The following is a 14,718-nucleotide window of genomic DNA, read 5'->3' on the forward strand; positions in this document are numbered from 1 at the left end:
GCAGAGGGGGGTGCTCTCGCGCCAACCTCTCCACGGAGGAGCACGCTAATGCGCTTCTCCAAGCTCCGCCTCGTCGGCTTCAAATCCTTCGTCGAGCCGATGGAGTTTGTCATCGAGAGCGGGCTGACCGGCATTGTCGGCCCTAATGGTTGCGGCAAGTCCAATCTGGTGGAAGCGCTGCGCTGGGTGATGGGCGAGAACTCCTATAAGAACATGCGCGCGTCCGGCATGGACGATGTCATCTTCTCCGGCTCCGGTACGCGCCCCGCGCGCAACACCGCCGAGGTGACGCTGTTCCTTCAGAACCACGACCGTACCGCCCCCGCGCCCTATAACGACGCTGACGAATTGCAGGTCTCCCGCCGCATCGAGCGTGAGGCGGGCTCCGTCTACCGCATCAACGGCAAGGAGGCGCGCGCTAAGGATGTGCAGCTTCTGTTCGCTGACCAGTCCACCGGCGCCCGCTCGCCTTCCATGGTGGGGCAGGGGCGCATCGGCGAGCTGATCCAGGCCAAGCCCCAGGCGCGCCGCGCCCTTCTGGAAGAGGCGGCGGGCATTTCCGGTCTCCACACCCGTCGTCACGAAGCGGAGCTTCGCCTGCGCGCCGCCGAGGGCAATCTGGAACGGCTGGAGGACGTCGTCGGCGAGCTCGGAGCCCAGCTGGAGAGTCTCAAGCGCCAGGCGCGGCAGGCCAATCGCTTCAAGGCGCTCTCCGCCGATATTCGCAGCGCCGAAGCCATCCTGCTGCATCTGAAATGGACGCTGGCGAAGACGCAGGAGGCGGAAGCGCAGAGCGCGCTGTCGGCGGCCACCGTGCTCGTCGCTGAGCGCGCGCAGGCGCAGATGGCGGCGGCGAAGGAGCAGGCCGTCGCCGCCCACCGTCTGCCTGATTTGCGCGAGGCGGAAGCCAAAGCCGCCGCCGCATTGCAGCGCCTCACCATCGCCCGCAGCCAGCTCGACGAGGAGGCGGAGCGCATCCGCGCCCGGCGCTCGGAGTTGATGAAGCGGCTGGAGCAGCTGGCGAGCGATATCGTCCGCGAAGAGCAGATGGTGCGCGAGAACGCTGATATTCTGGCGCGCCTCGACGAGGAGGAGCGCGCGCTCAATCTCGACAATGACCATGCCGAGGACCGCGAGATCGAGACCCGCGAGGCCTTCGAGGAAGCGGACGCGAAGCTGAAGGAAAGCGAAGCGGCGCTCGCGCGGCTGACGGCGGAGCGCGCCGAAGCCGCCGCTGAGCGCGGTCAGGTCGAGCGATCTTTGCGCGAAGCCGCCGAGCGCCGCGACCGGCAGGCGAAGCAGATCGGCGATGTGGAGCGCGAAATCGCGACGCTCGCCGCACAAATTGCCGCCCTTGCCGACCCCGCGCAAAAGCGCCTTGCCGTAGACCGCGCGGAAGAGGCGGTTGCCGCCGCCGAGGAAGCCGCCATCATGGCGGAAGAACAGGTCGAAGAGAGCCGCGCCGAGGAAGCCGCGCTTCGCCAGCCGCTGAACGAGGCGCGCGGTGAGGTAAGCCGGATCGAGACCGAGGCGAAGACGCTCGCCCGCATCATCAATGCCGACACAGCAGGCGAATATCCTGCTATCGTCGAGGCGGTGCGGGTGGAAAAAGGCTTTGAGACTGCGCTGGGGGCGGCGCTTGGCGAAGACCTCGACGCCCCCGCGGATGCGAACGCCCCGGTGTTCTGGGCCGGAGCCGGCGTCGAGGAAGACGACCCGGTCTTGCCGGAAGGGGTGGATGCCCTCGTTTTCCATGTGAGCGCGCCGCGCGAGCTCTCGCGCAGGCTCAAGCAGATCGGCGTGGTGGACGAGGCCGATGGCCCGATCTTGCAGAAATTGCTGAAACCCGGCCAGCGGCTGGTGAGCCGGGCAGGGGCGCTCTGGCGCTGGGATGGCTACACCGCCAGCGCCGAAGCGCCGACCCCTGCTGCCCAGCGCCTTGCCCAGAAGAACCGGCTGGCCGAACTGGAGCTGGAAGCGGTCGAGGCACGGCAGCGTTTGGCTGAGATCGAGAACGCCGTCGCGCGCGGTGAAGCGGCCGTTCGCGAGGCGGTGGAGCGCGAGCGCATGGCGCGCGACCATTGGCGGGCGACACAGCGCGCGCTCGACGAGGCCCGCGAGGCGCTAGCTGCCGCCGAACGCGCGGCGGGCCAGCTATCGAGCCGCCGCGCCGCGCTGGACGAGGCAAAGGCGCGCCTTGTCGAGACGCTGGAGGAGGCCGAGGCGCAGTTTGCGGAAGCCGAGGATCGTCTTGCAGCGATGCCCGACATCGCGGATGTGAATGCGCGGCTTGACGCGCAGACCGCCGAGGTCATGGCCGGGCGCGCCGCGCTGGCCGAGGCGCGGGCGGCTTACGAGGGGCTGCGGCGCCAGGCCGAGACGCGCATGAAGCGGCTTGAGGCCATTGACCGCGAGCGCAAGAGCTGGATTGCCCGCGCCGCCAATGCCGACAGGCAGATCGAGGCGCTCTCGGAGCGCCGCGCCGAAACCGCCGCCGAGGCGGAGGAGCTGGCCGACGCGCCCGACGAGATCGAGGCGCGCCGCCGCGCGCTCATGACCGAGCTGACCGAGGCGGAAGCGCGCCGCCGCGAGGCCGCCGACCGGCTGGCGCTGGCCGAATCGAAGCAGGCCGAGCTCGACAGGCTCGCCACCGAGGCGATCCAGAACCTCGCCGTCTCGCGCGAGGCCCGCGCCCGCGCCGAGGAGCGCGTCACCGCCGCCGAGGAGCGCCGCAAGGATGCCGAGCGCCGCATCGCCGAGGCGCTCAACTGCGCCCCCCATGAGGCCTTCCGTCTGACCGGGCTGAACCCCGGCGACCCCTTGCCCGATGTCGAGGATGTGGACCGGCGGCTCGAACGGCTCAAGCTCGAGCGCGAACGGCTTGGTGCGGTGAATTTGCGCGCCGACGAGGAGAGCCAGGAACTGGCCGAGCGGCTCGAAGCCATCGTCGGCGAGCGCGAGGATGTGATCGAGGCGATCAAGAAGCTGCGCCAGGCGATCCAGAACCTGAACCGCGAGGGCCGCGAGCGCCTGCTTGCTGCCTTCGATGTGGTCAACGCGCAGTTCCAGCGGCTGTTCACCCATCTTTTCGGCGGCGGCACGGCGGAATTGCAGCTGATCGAATCCGACGACCCGCTCGATGCCGGCCTCGAAATCCTCGCCCGCCCGCCGGGCAAGAAGCCGCAGACCATGACGCTGCTGTCGGGCGGCGAGCAGGCCTTGACGGCAATGGCGCTGATCTTCGCGGTGTTCCTGACCAACCCGGCGCCGATCTGCGTTCTCGACGAGGTCGACGCGCCGCTCGACGACCACAATGTCGAGCGCTTCTGCAACCTGATGGACGAGATGGCCGCCTCTACTGAAACCCGCTTCGTCGTCATCACCCACAACCCCATCACCATGGCCCGCATGAACCGCCTCTTCGGGGTGACGATGGCCGAGCAGGGCGTCTCGCAGCTGGTGTCGGTGGATTTGCAGATGGCGGAGAGGTTGCTGGAGGCGAGTTGATGCGGCGCGAACGCCCTCCCTCCCCCTTGCGGGGAGGGTGGCCCGAAGGGCCGGGTGGGGGTGGTGACGGTTGTGCTCTAACGGGCAATCGAAGCGCGCTGCCTTTACCACCCCCATCCGCCCGCTTCGCGGGCGTTCGTCGCGGGAAAAGCCAAATCGTTGGTTTTTCCTCGGCCTATGGCCGAACGCTCCTCAACCCCGTAAGGGGGAAGGAGGGTGCAAGCTTTGCCGCCTCGCTCGTCTTCCACGCTCTCCTCATTGCCCTCCTGCTCCTGATTCCCAAACCCCTGCTGCCGAAACTTCCCTCGGAGGAAGCCGTCCCGGTTGAAATCGTCATGCCACCGCAGCCGGTCCCGCCTGAACCGGCAACTCCTGTACAGGAACTGGCCGCACCTCCCAAAAGCCCCGAACTGCCCGCGCCCGCAGCACAAACAGCACCCGAACCACCCCCCATAATCCGCGCCACGAACCTCTACTCCGCGCGGATGCTGGCCGACCCGCGCAGCCGGCAGGCGCGGGAGGCGCTGGCGCAGCTCGCCGGTCCTGACCGCATGGAGCAATTATGCGATGCCGAGGCGATGGAGCAGATCGCGCGCTGGAGGCGGGAATTCCAGCCCGACCGTCTCATCGCCTATGCCATGGACGACACGAGACTCGACGGCGCGCTTGTCATCGCCGACGGCGCGGCCTTTCGCAGCAAGGGGCGATGGTACCAGATCAAATTCCGCTGCGGCCTGACCGCCGATTTGAAAACCGTCGCTTCATTCGAGTTCCAAGTGGGCGATCCCATCCCCAGGGAGCAATGGGCCGCGCATTATCTTTCCGTGGATGATGACGGCGAATGATGAAGCGCGGCGGCGAGCGGGTGGTCTAGGTTCCCCACACCGCCAGCTCGTTCCCCGCCGGGTCTGTGAAGTGAAACCGCCGTCCGCCCGGGAAAGAGAAAATGGGCTTCACGATCTTGCCGCCCGCCTTCTCCACCGCATCGAGCGTTTCCTCCAGATTTTCGGAGTAGAGCACCGGCAGCGGCTTGGTCGCCGGCTCCAGCGGCGTGGCATCAAAGCCGCCTTCCAGCCCTTCGTCGAAGGCCGAATAGGTGGGGCCGTAATCGGTGAAGGTCCAGGCAAAGGCCGCGCTGTAGAAATTCTTGACCTTATCCAGCGTCCCGCCGCCGGCCGGCAATTCCAGATAATCGAGCTTTCCCGTTTTGCGCATGATCATCTCCAGATTTTGTTCCCTTTATGTTCTAGACAAGGTTTGCGAAAAATGCAACAGATGAAAATGTAGGGTTTGGTGCCCGCGCTAATCGATTTGATTATGCAGTGCAGCATTTTTCCGGTTGTGGCCCGTCGCGTCCTTCGCTTAGCTTGAGCGGACGAGGGTTTGGAGGAAAGCGCGATGGCGAAGTGGGTGTACACATTTGGTGACGGCAAGGCGGAGGGCGCGGCGCGCGACCGTGATCTCCTCGGCGGCAAGGGCGCCAATCTGGCCGAGATGGCGAGCCTTGGCCTGCCGGTTCCGCCCGGCTTCACCATCACCACGAAGGTCTGCCGCTATTATTACGACAACGACCGCACCTATCCCGGCGAACTGGAAGCACAGGTCGAAACCGCACTCGCCCATATCGCCGCTCTGACCGGCCGCGCCTTTGGCGATGCTGACAAGCCGCTGCTCGTCTCGGTGCGTTCGGGCGCCCGCGCCTCCATGCCGGGCATGATGGACACGGTGCTCAATCTCGGCCTCAATGACGAGACGGTCGAGGCCATCGCGCGCGAGTCGGGCGACGAGCGCTTCGCCTATGACAGCTACCGCCGCTTCATCCAGATGTATTCCGATGTCGTCCTCGGCGTCGATCACTCCTATTTCGAGGAAATACTGGAGGACGCCAAAGCCAATCTCGGCGCGGATGTCGATACGGACCTCACCGCCGATGATTGGAAGAATGTAATCGCGCGCTATAAGGAAAAGGTCGAGGAAGAGCTGGGTGAGCCGTTCCCGCAATCGCCCCAGAAGCAGCTTTGGGGGGCGATCGGCGCGGTCTTTTCCAGCTGGATGAACGCCCGCGCCATCACCTATCGCCGCCTCCACAACATTCCCGCCGATTGGGGCACGGCGGTCAATGTGCAGGCCATGGTGTTCGGCAATATGGGGGAGACATCGGCCACCGGCGTCGCTTTCACCCGCAACCCCTCCACGGGCGAGAAGAAGCTCTATGGCGAGTTTCTCGTCAATGCGCAGGGCGAGGATGTGGTGGCGGGCATTCGCACGCCGCAGAACATCACCGAGGCGGCGCGCATCCAGGCCGGCTCCGACAAGCCCTCGCTCGAAAAAGTGATGCCCGACGCCTTTGCCGAATTCGTCCGCGTCGCCGAAACGCTGGAGAAGCATTACCGCGACATGCAGGACCTCGAATTCACCATCGAGCGCGGCAAATTGTGGATGCTCCAGACCCGCTCCGGCAAGCGCACCGCCAAGGCGGCGCTGAAGATCGCGGTGGAAATGGCTGAGGAAGGGCTGATCTCTAAGGAAGAAGCGGTGCTGCGCATCGACCCCGCCTCGCTCGACCAGCTTCTGCATCCGACCATCGATCCCAAGGCGGAGCGGAAGATCATCGGCAGCGGCCTGCCCGCCTCGCCGGGCGCGGCGACGGGCGAGATCGTGTTCTCGTCCGAGGATGCGGAGGCCGCAAAGGCAGAGGGGCGCAAGGTGATCCTCGTGCGGGTGGAGACGAGCCCGGAGGATATTCACGGCATGCACGCCGCCGAAGGCATTCTCACCACGCGCGGCGGCATGACCAGCCACGCGGCGGTGGTCGCCCGTGGCATGGGCAAGCCCTGCGTCTCGGGTGCGGGCAATTTGCGCGTCGATCACCGCAACGGCACAATGATGGCGATGGGCGTGACGCTGAAAAAAGGCGATGTCGTCACCATCGATGGCGGCACCGGGCAGGTGTTGAGAGGCCGGGTGCCGATGCTCCAGCCGGAGCTATCGGGCGATTTCAGCCGCATCATGGAATGGGCCGATACGGCGCGGCGCATGAAGGTGCGCGCCAATGCCGAGACCCCGGCGGATGCCCGCACCGCCCGCTCCTTCGGCGCGGAAGGTATCGGCCTCTGCCGTACCGAGCACATGTTCTTCGAGGGAACCCGCATCCTCGCCATGCGCGAGATGATCCTGGCCGATAATGAAGAGGGCAGGCGCGCGGCGCTCGGCAAGCTCTTACCGATGCAGCGTTCCGATTTCGTCGAACTTTTCGAGATCATGCACGGCCTCCCCGTCACCATCCGCCTGCTCGACCCGCCGCTGCACGAATTCCTGCCGAAGACGGAGGCCGAGATTGCGGAAGTGGCTGACGCCATGGGCGTGGATGCCGGAAGACTGCGCGAGCGGACCGAAGCCCTGCACGAGTTCAACCCCATGCTCGGCCATCGCGGCTGCCGGCTGGCGATCTCCTATCCCGAGATCGCCGAAATGCAGGCCCGCGCCATTTTTGAAGCCGCCGTGGAGGCAGGCCGCAAGACCGGCGCGCCCGTGGTGCCCGAAATCATGGTGCCGCTGGTGGGCCTTAAGGCCGAACTCGATTTCGTCAAGGTGCGCATCGGCGCGGTGGCGGCGGAAGTCGCCAGCGAGACCGGCGCGCGGATAAATTATATGGTCGGCACCATGATCGAATTGCCCCGCGCCGCCCTGCGCGCCGGAGACATCGCGGAGACGGCGGAGTTCTTCTCCTTCGGCACCAACGATCTGACGCAAACCACCTTCGGCATCTCCCGCGACGACGCGGCCTCCTTTATCGCCACCTACCAGCGCAAGGGCGTCATCGAACGCGACCCCTTCGTCTCGCTCGATTTCGACGGGGTAGGGGAGTTGATCAGGCTGGCCGCCGAACGCGGCCGCGCTGCGCGGTCCGGCTTGAAACTCGGCATTTGCGGCGAGCACGGCGGCGACCCGGCCTCGATCAGTTTTTGTGAGGAGGCGGGGCTGGATTACGTGTCCTGCTCGCCTTTCCGGGTGCCGATCGCCAGGCTGGCAGCGGCGCAGGCGGCGGTGACGGCGAGGAAAAACGGTTGACTTAGCACAACCCCCTTTACCTCGTCTGACGGGCTCGCGCCCTCCTTCCCCGCAAGGGGAAGGGCGCTCAACTGACCCCGGCAGGGCAGAGGGGGGTGATGAAGCGCGCAATCAAGCAGAATATCCATCATCAATTCAAAGTGATTGCTAGAAGTATTTCGCAAGTGTATGCTCGTGCCAAGAAGTAACATCGCAGGCAAGTGAATAAAATGCGATTTAATATTTTCGCGACCGCCTTCATCCTCCTCGTGCTGTCCCTCTCCCCCGCCCGCGCTTCCGACATCGTGGAACCCCAGCTCCACATCACCAAGGGAGGCGCGAACGGTCCGCAGGTGGCGTTGACGCTGGATGCCTGCATGGGGCAGACGGACCGGCGCATTCTCGACATGCTTGTGGAAAACAAGATCCCGGCGACGATCTTCCTTACCGGGCGCTGGATTAAAACCAATCCCGAGGCGCTCGGCATCATGAAAGCGCATCCGGAGCTGTTCGAGCTGGAGAACCACGGCCTCAACCATGTGCCGCCCATCGACAGCGTGCCGACCATGTACGGTATCAAGACGGCGGGCAGTCTCGAGGCGGTGCGAGCGGAAGTGCAGGGCGGCGCGGATGCAGTTAAGACGGCGACGGGGATCAGCCCCAAATGGTATCGCGGCGCGACGGCGCGCTATTCGCTCGATGCCGTTAAACTCATCAAGGACATGGGCTTCAAGATCGCCGGCTATTCATTGAACGGCGACCAGGGCGCATCGCTCCTCGCCCCAACGGTGGAAAAACGCATCGCCGCCGCCAAGGATGGCGATGTCATCATTGCCCACATCAATCAGCCCACCCATTCGGCGGGCGCGGGCGTGGTCAAGGGCGTTCTGGCGCTGAAAGCCAAAGGCTTCCGCTTCGTGCGGCTGGAGGATGTCGAGACGTCGGAAACGATGAATCCGGTGAAGTCGTGAGATAGTGAACAGTGAGTAGGAGTAGTCCCACTATCTCACGACTCACTATTCCCTACCTCACTGTTTTCGCCATTCCCTATCTCGCCGACCTTCTTCATCACGTCAGCATAATTCCGCCCGAGGCTTTCGAACAGCGCGTTGCCGCCCTTGAGCGGCGAAAGCGAGAGCGTCATACCGTCATTGAGCAGCGTGACGAAGATGATCTGGTCGTGCGGCGTGCCGGGAATGGCGATTGCCCCGATCCGCTGCGCCTCGCTGGTGTCGAGCGCCGGCATGTTGAACAGCACCTCGCCATTCACCAGCTTCGCCGCCTTGGCAAGCGCGCCGTCAAATCCATCGGACAGCACATCCTGTGCGCCCAGCGCAAACTCGACCTCGACCGCTTCCAGCGTGGTTTGGTTTTCGTCTTTTGGTGTCTCCCGCAGGAGGCTTGATATCGGGGGTTGGTTCATGTCCCACTCTTTTCTGATGTCGACTCCGAACAAGGCCCCCGCCTTTCATATGCTCGTTGAAATATGGCATCGCAATGTGTCTTTTCAATTAGCCACGAATGTTTGTTTCGATGGGGAGAGCGGCGGGGACGGCTTTGACCGGGAAAGCGCGGACGGGTAAGGTCGCGGGGTGCCGGCACCACCTCCCTTCTGCCGTGCCGGGCTCGCGCCTTCCTTCCCCCTTGCGGAGAAGGTGGCCGCGTTAGCGGACGGATGGGGGTGGTGACGTTTGCGCTTGCTTCGAAGACCGTGGTGCAAACGTCACCACCCCCACCCGACCCTTCGGGCCACCCTCCCCGCAAGGGGGAGGGAAGGGCGCGAGCCTGGCAGGACAGAGGGGCGAGAGCGAAGGGGACTAAGGTTGAAAAAACTACGCTATGAGCGTCGGAAATCGCGCTCCGCCATATGGGCGCTGCGGCTGGCGATGTTTTCCGCCGTGCTCTTTGCCTTTTCCACGGTGGGTCATCATTTCGAGGCCATTCGCACGCCGGATTTCATCATCCTCGCCGGGCTGGTCGCGGCGCTGGCGCTGCTGGCGCTGGCGCTGGCGTTGAAGGGCTTCGTCAATCTCTGGAGAAATGGCGACAAGGGCGGCATGCGCTCCCTCTGGGGTTCGCTGATTGCGATCTGCGTGCTCGCCCCGTTCGGCGCGGTCGCCTATCAGGCTTATGCCACCCCGCCGCTCTACGACATCTCCACCGATCTCGACGCGCCGCCCATGTTCCACGCCGCGTATCCGCGCGAAAGCGGCATGAACCCGATCGACGACAACGCCGCTGCCCGCGCGCCGCTGCAGGCCGCGGCCTATCCGCAGGTAACCGGCCGGCGCTATGAGGGCTCGCCCGACCGTGTGCTGGAGGCGGTGATGGCGGTGCTCAAAGACAAGGGCTGGACCGTTACCGGCCGCTTCGGTATGCCGGGCGAGCAGCTGGAAACCACCGTCGAGGCAGTGGCGCACGGCCTCATCCCCGGCCTCACCAGCGACGTTGTCATCCGCCTGACGGATGAGGGCGATACGACCTATGTCGATATGCGCTCCGTCTCGCGTTACGGAAGACGTGACCTCGGCGCGAACGCCCGCTATGTGACGGATTTCATGAACGCGCTCGATGAGAAGGTGCAAGGCGCGCCGGCGGAGGGGTAGGGGACGAGCTGGGCGCCCTCCTTCCCCGCAAGGGGGAAGGGGGGTGCCAACCCTCCATCACCCCACCCAGAACACCCCATCCATCGCCGCCGCCCCCTCCGTCAACACCAGCCCGCGCGCCGCCAGATCCTCCAGATGCGCCAGGACGGAGAGCGCGGCGGCGCCGTGCAGGCGCGGGTCGGTGTCGCGGTAGATGGCCTTCACCATGTCGGGGATCGTCCGGTCGCCCGCGCGCACACGCTCCAATATGGCGCGCTCGCGCATGCGGCGATGGGTGCGCAAGCCGCGCAGGAAGGCTTGCGGGTTGGTCACCGGGCCGCCATGGCCAGGGAAATAGATGGCGTCCTCGCGTGTCAGCAGCCGGTCGAGCGAGGCCATGTAGTCCGCCATCGCCCCATCTGGCGGCGCGACGATGGTGGTCGCCCAGGCCATCACATGGTCGGCGGAAAAGACGATGCCGGTGCCCTCGAGCGCAAAGGCCATGTGGTTGGTCGTATGCCCCGGCGTGTGGATGGCGCGGAGCGTCCAGCCGTCGCCCTCGACGGCCGCGCCATCGGCAAGACAAATGTCAGGCGAAAAATCCGTGTCCGCGCTGGCGTCTAATGCGTTGACCTCGCCGACATGCAGCGGGCGGGCAGGGCGGTGCGGGCCTTCCGCTACGATCACAGCGCCGGTCGCCTCCTTCAGCCGCGCGGCGAGGGGGGAATGGTCGCGATGCGTGTGGCTGACGAAGATGTGGCTGACCGGCCGTCCGGCGATGGCCTTGAGCAGCGCCGCCAGATGCGCCTCGTCTTCCGGCCCCGGATCGATCACCGCCAGCGTGTCCCGCCCCACGATATAGCTGTTGGTGCCGTGGAAGGTGAACGGCCCCGGATTGTTGACCGTCAGCCGCGCCACGCCGGGCGCGACCTCCACCGCATGGCCGTATTGAGGGATAAACGAATTGTCGAAAACCAGCGTCATGGAATGGGTGCTCTTTACCGCGGGGCCATTTCCCTCATATACCTTTACCGAAATGAAGCCGCATGATTTCGTCCGAAGTCTGCATTTTTGGCTTCATGCTCTTGCTAACCGCGCTCTGGAGAACGAGCCCATGAATCCTGTCCGCACCCCTGCCGCAACCGCCGCCCTGGCGCAACGCTTTCTTCCCGAGGGCCAGCTTGCCCGCGCCTTCTCGCTCGTCTCGCTGGCGCTTATCGGCACCGCGCTCCTGACGATTTCGGCCAAGATCAAGGTGGATCTCGTCTATGTCAACGTGACGATGCAGACCTTCGCCGTCTTCGCCATCGCCGCCGCCTATGGCTCGCGCCTCGCGGTCGCCACCGTGGCGCTCTATCTCCTGGAAGGTGCGCTCGGCCTGCCGGTCTTCACCGGAACGCCGGAAAAGGGCATCGGCCTTGCCTATATAGTTGGCCCCACGGGCGGTTACCTCCTCGGCTATCTCGCCGCCGCCTGGATCGTCGGCCGCGCCGCTGATCTCGGCTTCTCGCGCAACCCCTTTGCGCTCTCGGGCTTCATGCTGGCGGGCGAGGCGGTGATCCTGGCCTTGGGCAGCCTGTGGATGGTCTATCTCTTCGGCCTCGAAAAGGGCCTGACCTACGGCTTCGGCATGTTCATCGTCGGCGACCTCGTCAAGCTGGCGCTCGCCGCCTGCCTCATTCCGGCGCTGGGCGCGCTCTTCAAGCGTCGCTGAGCCACATCGAAATCCACGGAAAACCGGGCCTCGCGCCCGGTTTTTTTTATGCCAATTTATCCTCGCAATCCGGAGGAGGGCCTAGACTCCGGCAGGACGAAGGAATGAACCCGCGCGGCATGGCGCACAACGAAGGAAGGAACCATCCTTTGGAAAAAACGCCCAATCTGGCAATGCCGTATATACTTCCGAGCCAGGCCCAGAAACACGTCACGCACAACGAGGCGCTGCAGCTTCTCGACGCTGTCGTTCAGCTTTCGGTGCTGGATCGTCATCTGACCGCCCCTCCGGCGGCTCCCTTGGAGGGAGCCCGCTTTATCGTCGCTTCAGGCGCGAGCGGTGCTTGGGCGGGGCAGGCAGGCAAGATCGCCAGTTACGTGGATGCAGCCTGGAATTTTTATGCGCCGATGGAAGGCTGGCTCGCCTGGGTCGCCGATGAGGATGTGCTTCTGGCATGGAACGGATCCGCATGGAGCGCGGTATCGAGCGGGGGCGATGTTACGCAGGCCAGGCTGGCTGACGGTACGGTGAAGAACCTTGGCGTCAATACGCTGTCCGACAATGCCAATCGTCTGGCGGTGAAAGGCAATGCCGTCCTGTTCAGCCATGACGACGTCACGCCCGGAACGGGCGATATACGCGCCACGCTCAACAAGAAGGCGGCCGCCAACGATGCGGGGTTCGTGTTTCAGACCGCCTGGTCGACGCGGGCGCAACTCGGCCTCGCCGGCGATAACAGCTTCACCATCAAGGTCTCATCGAATGGCAGCAGCTTCACCACCGGCCTCAATCTGCGGCCCGAGGATGGCCATGTCGGGCTCGCCGGCTACACGGCCGACGCCAACAATGATCTCGGCGTAAAAGGCACAAATGTTCTGTTCGACCGCCGTACCGACCATATGCGCATCAATCTCAACAAGGCGGCGTCCGCCAGCGATGCCGGCTTCTGTTTTCAGACGGGTTATTCGGCCCGGGCACTGCTCGGCCTTTATGGAGATGATAATTTCGTCATCAAGGTCTCGCCGGATGGTTCGCGCTGGAACGAGGCATTGCGCATCGATGCCGCCACCGGCAAGGCGGATTTGCCTTCCAGCAGCATGCTGACCAGCTTTGCCATCAATCTTTATCCCGATAGCGGACGTTTCGCCGGCAATGGAGCGGTGGGGGTTACGGTCGGGGCGTTCGCCTTTCCGAACTATATGACGCTTTACAACGGATCCACGGTCAAAGGCGCGGGCAAGTTCATCAACGATAACAATGATTATGGGGGAGCAGCCGGAGCACTGGTGCCGACGGCCAAGGATTTGGTCGATAAGATACGCGATCCCGGATACCGCCGTAATGGAGTGGAATTCTGGATAGCCGAAATCACCATGGGCAGCAGCACCGCCGCCGCGACATCCTATAACGGCACGACCTACTATTATAGCGCCTTTACCAGGCAACAGATAAGAGCACCCGCTCACACCTTCCACGCCTATGTGCGGGCCGTGGATAGCGCCGTGCTCGTCATGGTGAACCCCAGCGCTACCGTGTTCAAGAATGGTGTTGAACATCGAACGCCAAACCAGGTGATCATAGCGCCATCGGAGGGCTGGGTTTCGATTACCATCCAGGACAGTCTGGAACTGCGCTCCGCATATGGATATCTCCCGATGATTTTTGGCCTTTATGCGCAGAAGTCCGGTGACCGCTGGCAGATTGCATGCCCCGCCTTGATGGGCGGCTTGACCCGGGTTCCCGACGACAGCGGCGTCATTGCCGGCGCTAACAGCTGGTCTTGAGCGGGGGAGGTGGGACAAGCGGATCCCGGTAGAGCTGATCCCGAATAATTGCAGACTTCCAGGCCAAGATCATGCGGTGAAACAAAGAGTTCGAGCAGGGTTCTTTCAGTCTTCGAACAGAAAAGCAAATTGACGGGACCGCGCAAAACAGCACAACACCTCCATTGCACGAATCTCCGAGAGCGGCTATAAGCCGCCCACCGCTGCCGCCATGCGACATGAGGCAGCGGCCCGTTGGGGCGTAGCCAAGCGGTAAGGCAGCGGTTTTTGGTACCGCCATTCCCTGGTTCGAATCCAGGCGCCCCAGCCATGTTCACTCCGGCGCTGTCAGCCGGTAGCCGACGCCGGTTTCGGTCAGGATGTAGCGGGGCTGGTCGGGTATCTCTTCGATCTTCTGGCGCAATTGCCGCACATAGACGCGCAGATATTGCACATCTGCGCCGCCGCCCCAGACCTGTTCGAGAAGGAAGCGGTGCGTCAGCACCTTGCCGGCGTGCTGGACGAGAGTGCGCAGGATGTCGTATTCCTTGGGCGAAAGCTTCACCTCCCGCCCGTTCACCCGGACGATCCGTTTGACGAGATCGACGGTCATATCCCCCGTCTGGAAGACCGGCTTCTCGCCCTGTTGCTGCAGCCGGTGGCGCAGCGCGACGCGGATGCGCGCGATGAGCTCGTTCATGCCGAAGGGCTTCGTCACATAATCGTCGGCGCCCATTTCAAGCGCGCGGACGATGCCCGCCTCGTCGGTGCGGCTCGAGAGGATCACCACGGGAACGGTCAGCCCTGCCATGCGCCATTGGAGGAGCAGATCGTGGCCCGGCATATCGGGGAGGCCGAGATCGAGTAGGATGAGATCGGGGCGCGCGGTCTCCATGAGTTCCATAGCCGTTTTCGCGTTCGGCGCTTCGAGAACGGTGTAGCCCTGCGTCGAGAGGCCGACGCGCAGAAGCTTGCGAATGGGCGGCTCGTCATCGACGGCGAGGATTTTGACGGCGTTCATGGCAGCTCTTCCGGATAGAGCATGATCCCGAAAAGTTGCAGACTTTTCGGGTAAGATCATGCGGCGAAAACAGAGGAT

Annotated in this window: 11 protein-coding genes and 1 tRNA gene; 8 read left to right on the forward strand and 4 right to left on the reverse strand. The window is 64.2% G+C overall.

Going from position 1 to position 14,718, the window contains the following annotated elements; translation table 11 throughout:
* Positions 1-48 precede the first annotated feature (48 nt).
* Both smc and ACOWVG_RS02170 read left to right on the forward strand, forming a co-directional pair.
* Positions 49-3,507 (forward strand): chromosome segregation protein SMC, encoded by a 3,459-nt coding sequence (gene smc, locus ACOWVG_RS02165; RefSeq protein ID WP_420959830.1) that lies wholly within the window; start codon positions 49-51, stop codon positions 3,505-3,507.
* Positions 3,508-3,842: 335 nt separating this feature from the next.
* On the forward strand, positions 3,843-4,352 hold the full coding sequence (locus tag ACOWVG_RS02170; protein ID WP_420959831.1) for a DUF930 domain-containing protein: 510 nt from the start codon (positions 3,843-3,845) through the stop codon (positions 4,350-4,352).
* Between the two features lie 25 nt (positions 4,353-4,377).
* Here the strand turns inward: ACOWVG_RS02170 and ACOWVG_RS02175 are convergent, their stop codons facing one another.
* Positions 4,378-4,722, reverse strand: a complete 345-nt coding sequence (locus tag ACOWVG_RS02175) for a VOC family protein (RefSeq protein ID WP_420959832.1) — start codon at positions 4,720-4,722, stop codon at positions 4,378-4,380.
* Between the two features lie 183 nt (positions 4,723-4,905).
* Here ACOWVG_RS02175 and ppdK point away from each other — a divergent pair, with 183 nt between their 5' ends.
* Together ppdK and ACOWVG_RS02185 are read left to right on the forward strand one after the other, a co-directional pair.
* Entirely contained in the window at positions 4,906-7,578 is a 2,673-nt protein-coding gene (ppdK, locus tag ACOWVG_RS02180; RefSeq protein ID WP_420959834.1) for a pyruvate, phosphate dikinase, read from the forward strand.
* A gap of 209 nt (positions 7,579-7,787) precedes the next feature.
* Positions 7,788-8,528: a polysaccharide deacetylase family protein gene (locus ACOWVG_RS02185; protein WP_420959836.1), complete on the forward strand. Its 741-nt coding sequence runs from the start codon at positions 7,788-7,790 to the stop codon at positions 8,526-8,528.
* 35 nt (positions 8,529-8,563) lie between these two features.
* On the opposite strand, the gene ACOWVG_RS02190 is transcribed toward ACOWVG_RS02185, so the two are convergent.
* Positions 8,564-8,980, reverse strand: a complete 417-nt coding sequence (locus ACOWVG_RS02190; protein ID WP_420959838.1) for a hypothetical protein — start codon at positions 8,978-8,980, stop codon at positions 8,564-8,566.
* Positions 8,981-9,380: 400 nt separating this feature from the next.
* Between ACOWVG_RS02190 and ACOWVG_RS02195 the strand changes: the two genes are divergently transcribed.
* Positions 9,381-10,163 (forward strand): DUF1499 domain-containing protein, encoded by a 783-nt coding sequence (locus tag ACOWVG_RS02195; protein ID WP_420959839.1) that lies wholly within the window; start codon positions 9,381-9,383, stop codon positions 10,161-10,163.
* 57 nt (positions 10,164-10,220) lie between these two features.
* On the opposite strand, the gene ACOWVG_RS02200 is transcribed toward ACOWVG_RS02195, so the two are convergent.
* Positions 10,221-11,126 (reverse strand): MBL fold metallo-hydrolase, encoded by a 906-nt coding sequence (locus ACOWVG_RS02200; protein WP_420959841.1) that lies wholly within the window; start codon positions 11,124-11,126, stop codon positions 10,221-10,223.
* A 130-nt stretch (positions 11,127-11,256) separates the two neighbouring features.
* Between ACOWVG_RS02200 and ACOWVG_RS02205 the strand changes: the two genes are divergently transcribed.
* The 3 genes from ACOWVG_RS02205 (at position 11,257) to ACOWVG_RS02215 (ending at position 13,950) form a co-directional block, all read left to right on the forward strand.
* The gene (locus ACOWVG_RS02205; protein WP_420959843.1) at positions 11,257-11,856 is read left to right on the forward strand and encodes a biotin transporter BioY; all 600 of its coding nucleotides are present in this window, start codon (positions 11,257-11,259) and stop codon (positions 11,854-11,856) included.
* Positions 11,857-12,005: 149 nt separating this feature from the next.
* On the forward strand, positions 12,006-13,640 hold the full coding sequence (locus ACOWVG_RS02210) for a DUF2793 domain-containing protein (RefSeq protein ID WP_420959845.1): 1,635 nt from the start codon (positions 12,006-12,008) through the stop codon (positions 13,638-13,640).
* Between the two features lie 235 nt (positions 13,641-13,875).
* Positions 13,876-13,950: transfer RNA gene (locus ACOWVG_RS02215), tRNA-Gln, on the forward strand.
* Between the two features lie 3 nt (positions 13,951-13,953).
* Here the strand turns inward: ACOWVG_RS02215 and ACOWVG_RS02220 are convergent.
* Positions 13,954-14,640: a response regulator transcription factor gene (locus ACOWVG_RS02220; RefSeq protein WP_420959847.1), complete on the reverse strand. Its 687-nt coding sequence runs from the start codon at positions 14,638-14,640 to the stop codon at positions 13,954-13,956.
* Between the last annotated feature and the right edge of the window lie 78 nt (positions 14,641-14,718).

Source organism: Brucella sp. IR073, from assembly GCF_049065735.1.
GTDB lineage: Bacteria > Pseudomonadota > Alphaproteobacteria > Rhizobiales > Rhizobiaceae > Paramesorhizobium.

Excerpts from the sequence above, each read along its gene's own strand:
- smc (WP_420959830.1), top strand. The coding sequence starts at position 49 with ATGCGCTTCTCCAAGCTCCGCCTCGTCGGCTTCAAATCCTTCGTCGAG.
- ACOWVG_RS02170 (WP_420959831.1), top strand. The coding sequence starts at position 3,843 with ATGCCACCGCAGCCGGTCCCGCCTGAACCGGCAACTCCTGTACAGGAA.
- ACOWVG_RS02175 (WP_420959832.1), bottom strand. The coding sequence starts at position 4,722 with ATGCGCAAAACGGGAAAGCTCGATTATCTGGAATTGCCGGCCGGCGGC.
- ppdK (WP_420959834.1), top strand. The coding sequence starts at position 4,906 with ATGGCGAAGTGGGTGTACACATTTGGTGACGGCAAGGCGGAGGGCGCG.
- ACOWVG_RS02185 (WP_420959836.1), top strand. The coding sequence starts at position 7,788 with ATGCGATTTAATATTTTCGCGACCGCCTTCATCCTCCTCGTGCTGTCC.
- ACOWVG_RS02190 (WP_420959838.1), bottom strand. The coding sequence starts at position 8,980 with ATGAACCAACCCCCGATATCAAGCCTCCTGCGGGAGACACCAAAAGAC.
- ACOWVG_RS02200 (WP_420959841.1), bottom strand. The coding sequence starts at position 11,126 with ATGACGCTGGTTTTCGACAATTCGTTTATCCCTCAATACGGCCATGCG.
- ACOWVG_RS02205 (WP_420959843.1), top strand. The coding sequence starts at position 11,257 with ATGAATCCTGTCCGCACCCCTGCCGCAACCGCCGCCCTGGCGCAACGC.
- ACOWVG_RS02220 (WP_420959847.1), bottom strand. The coding sequence starts at position 14,640 with ATGAACGCCGTCAAAATCCTCGCCGTCGATGACGAGCCGCCCATTCGC.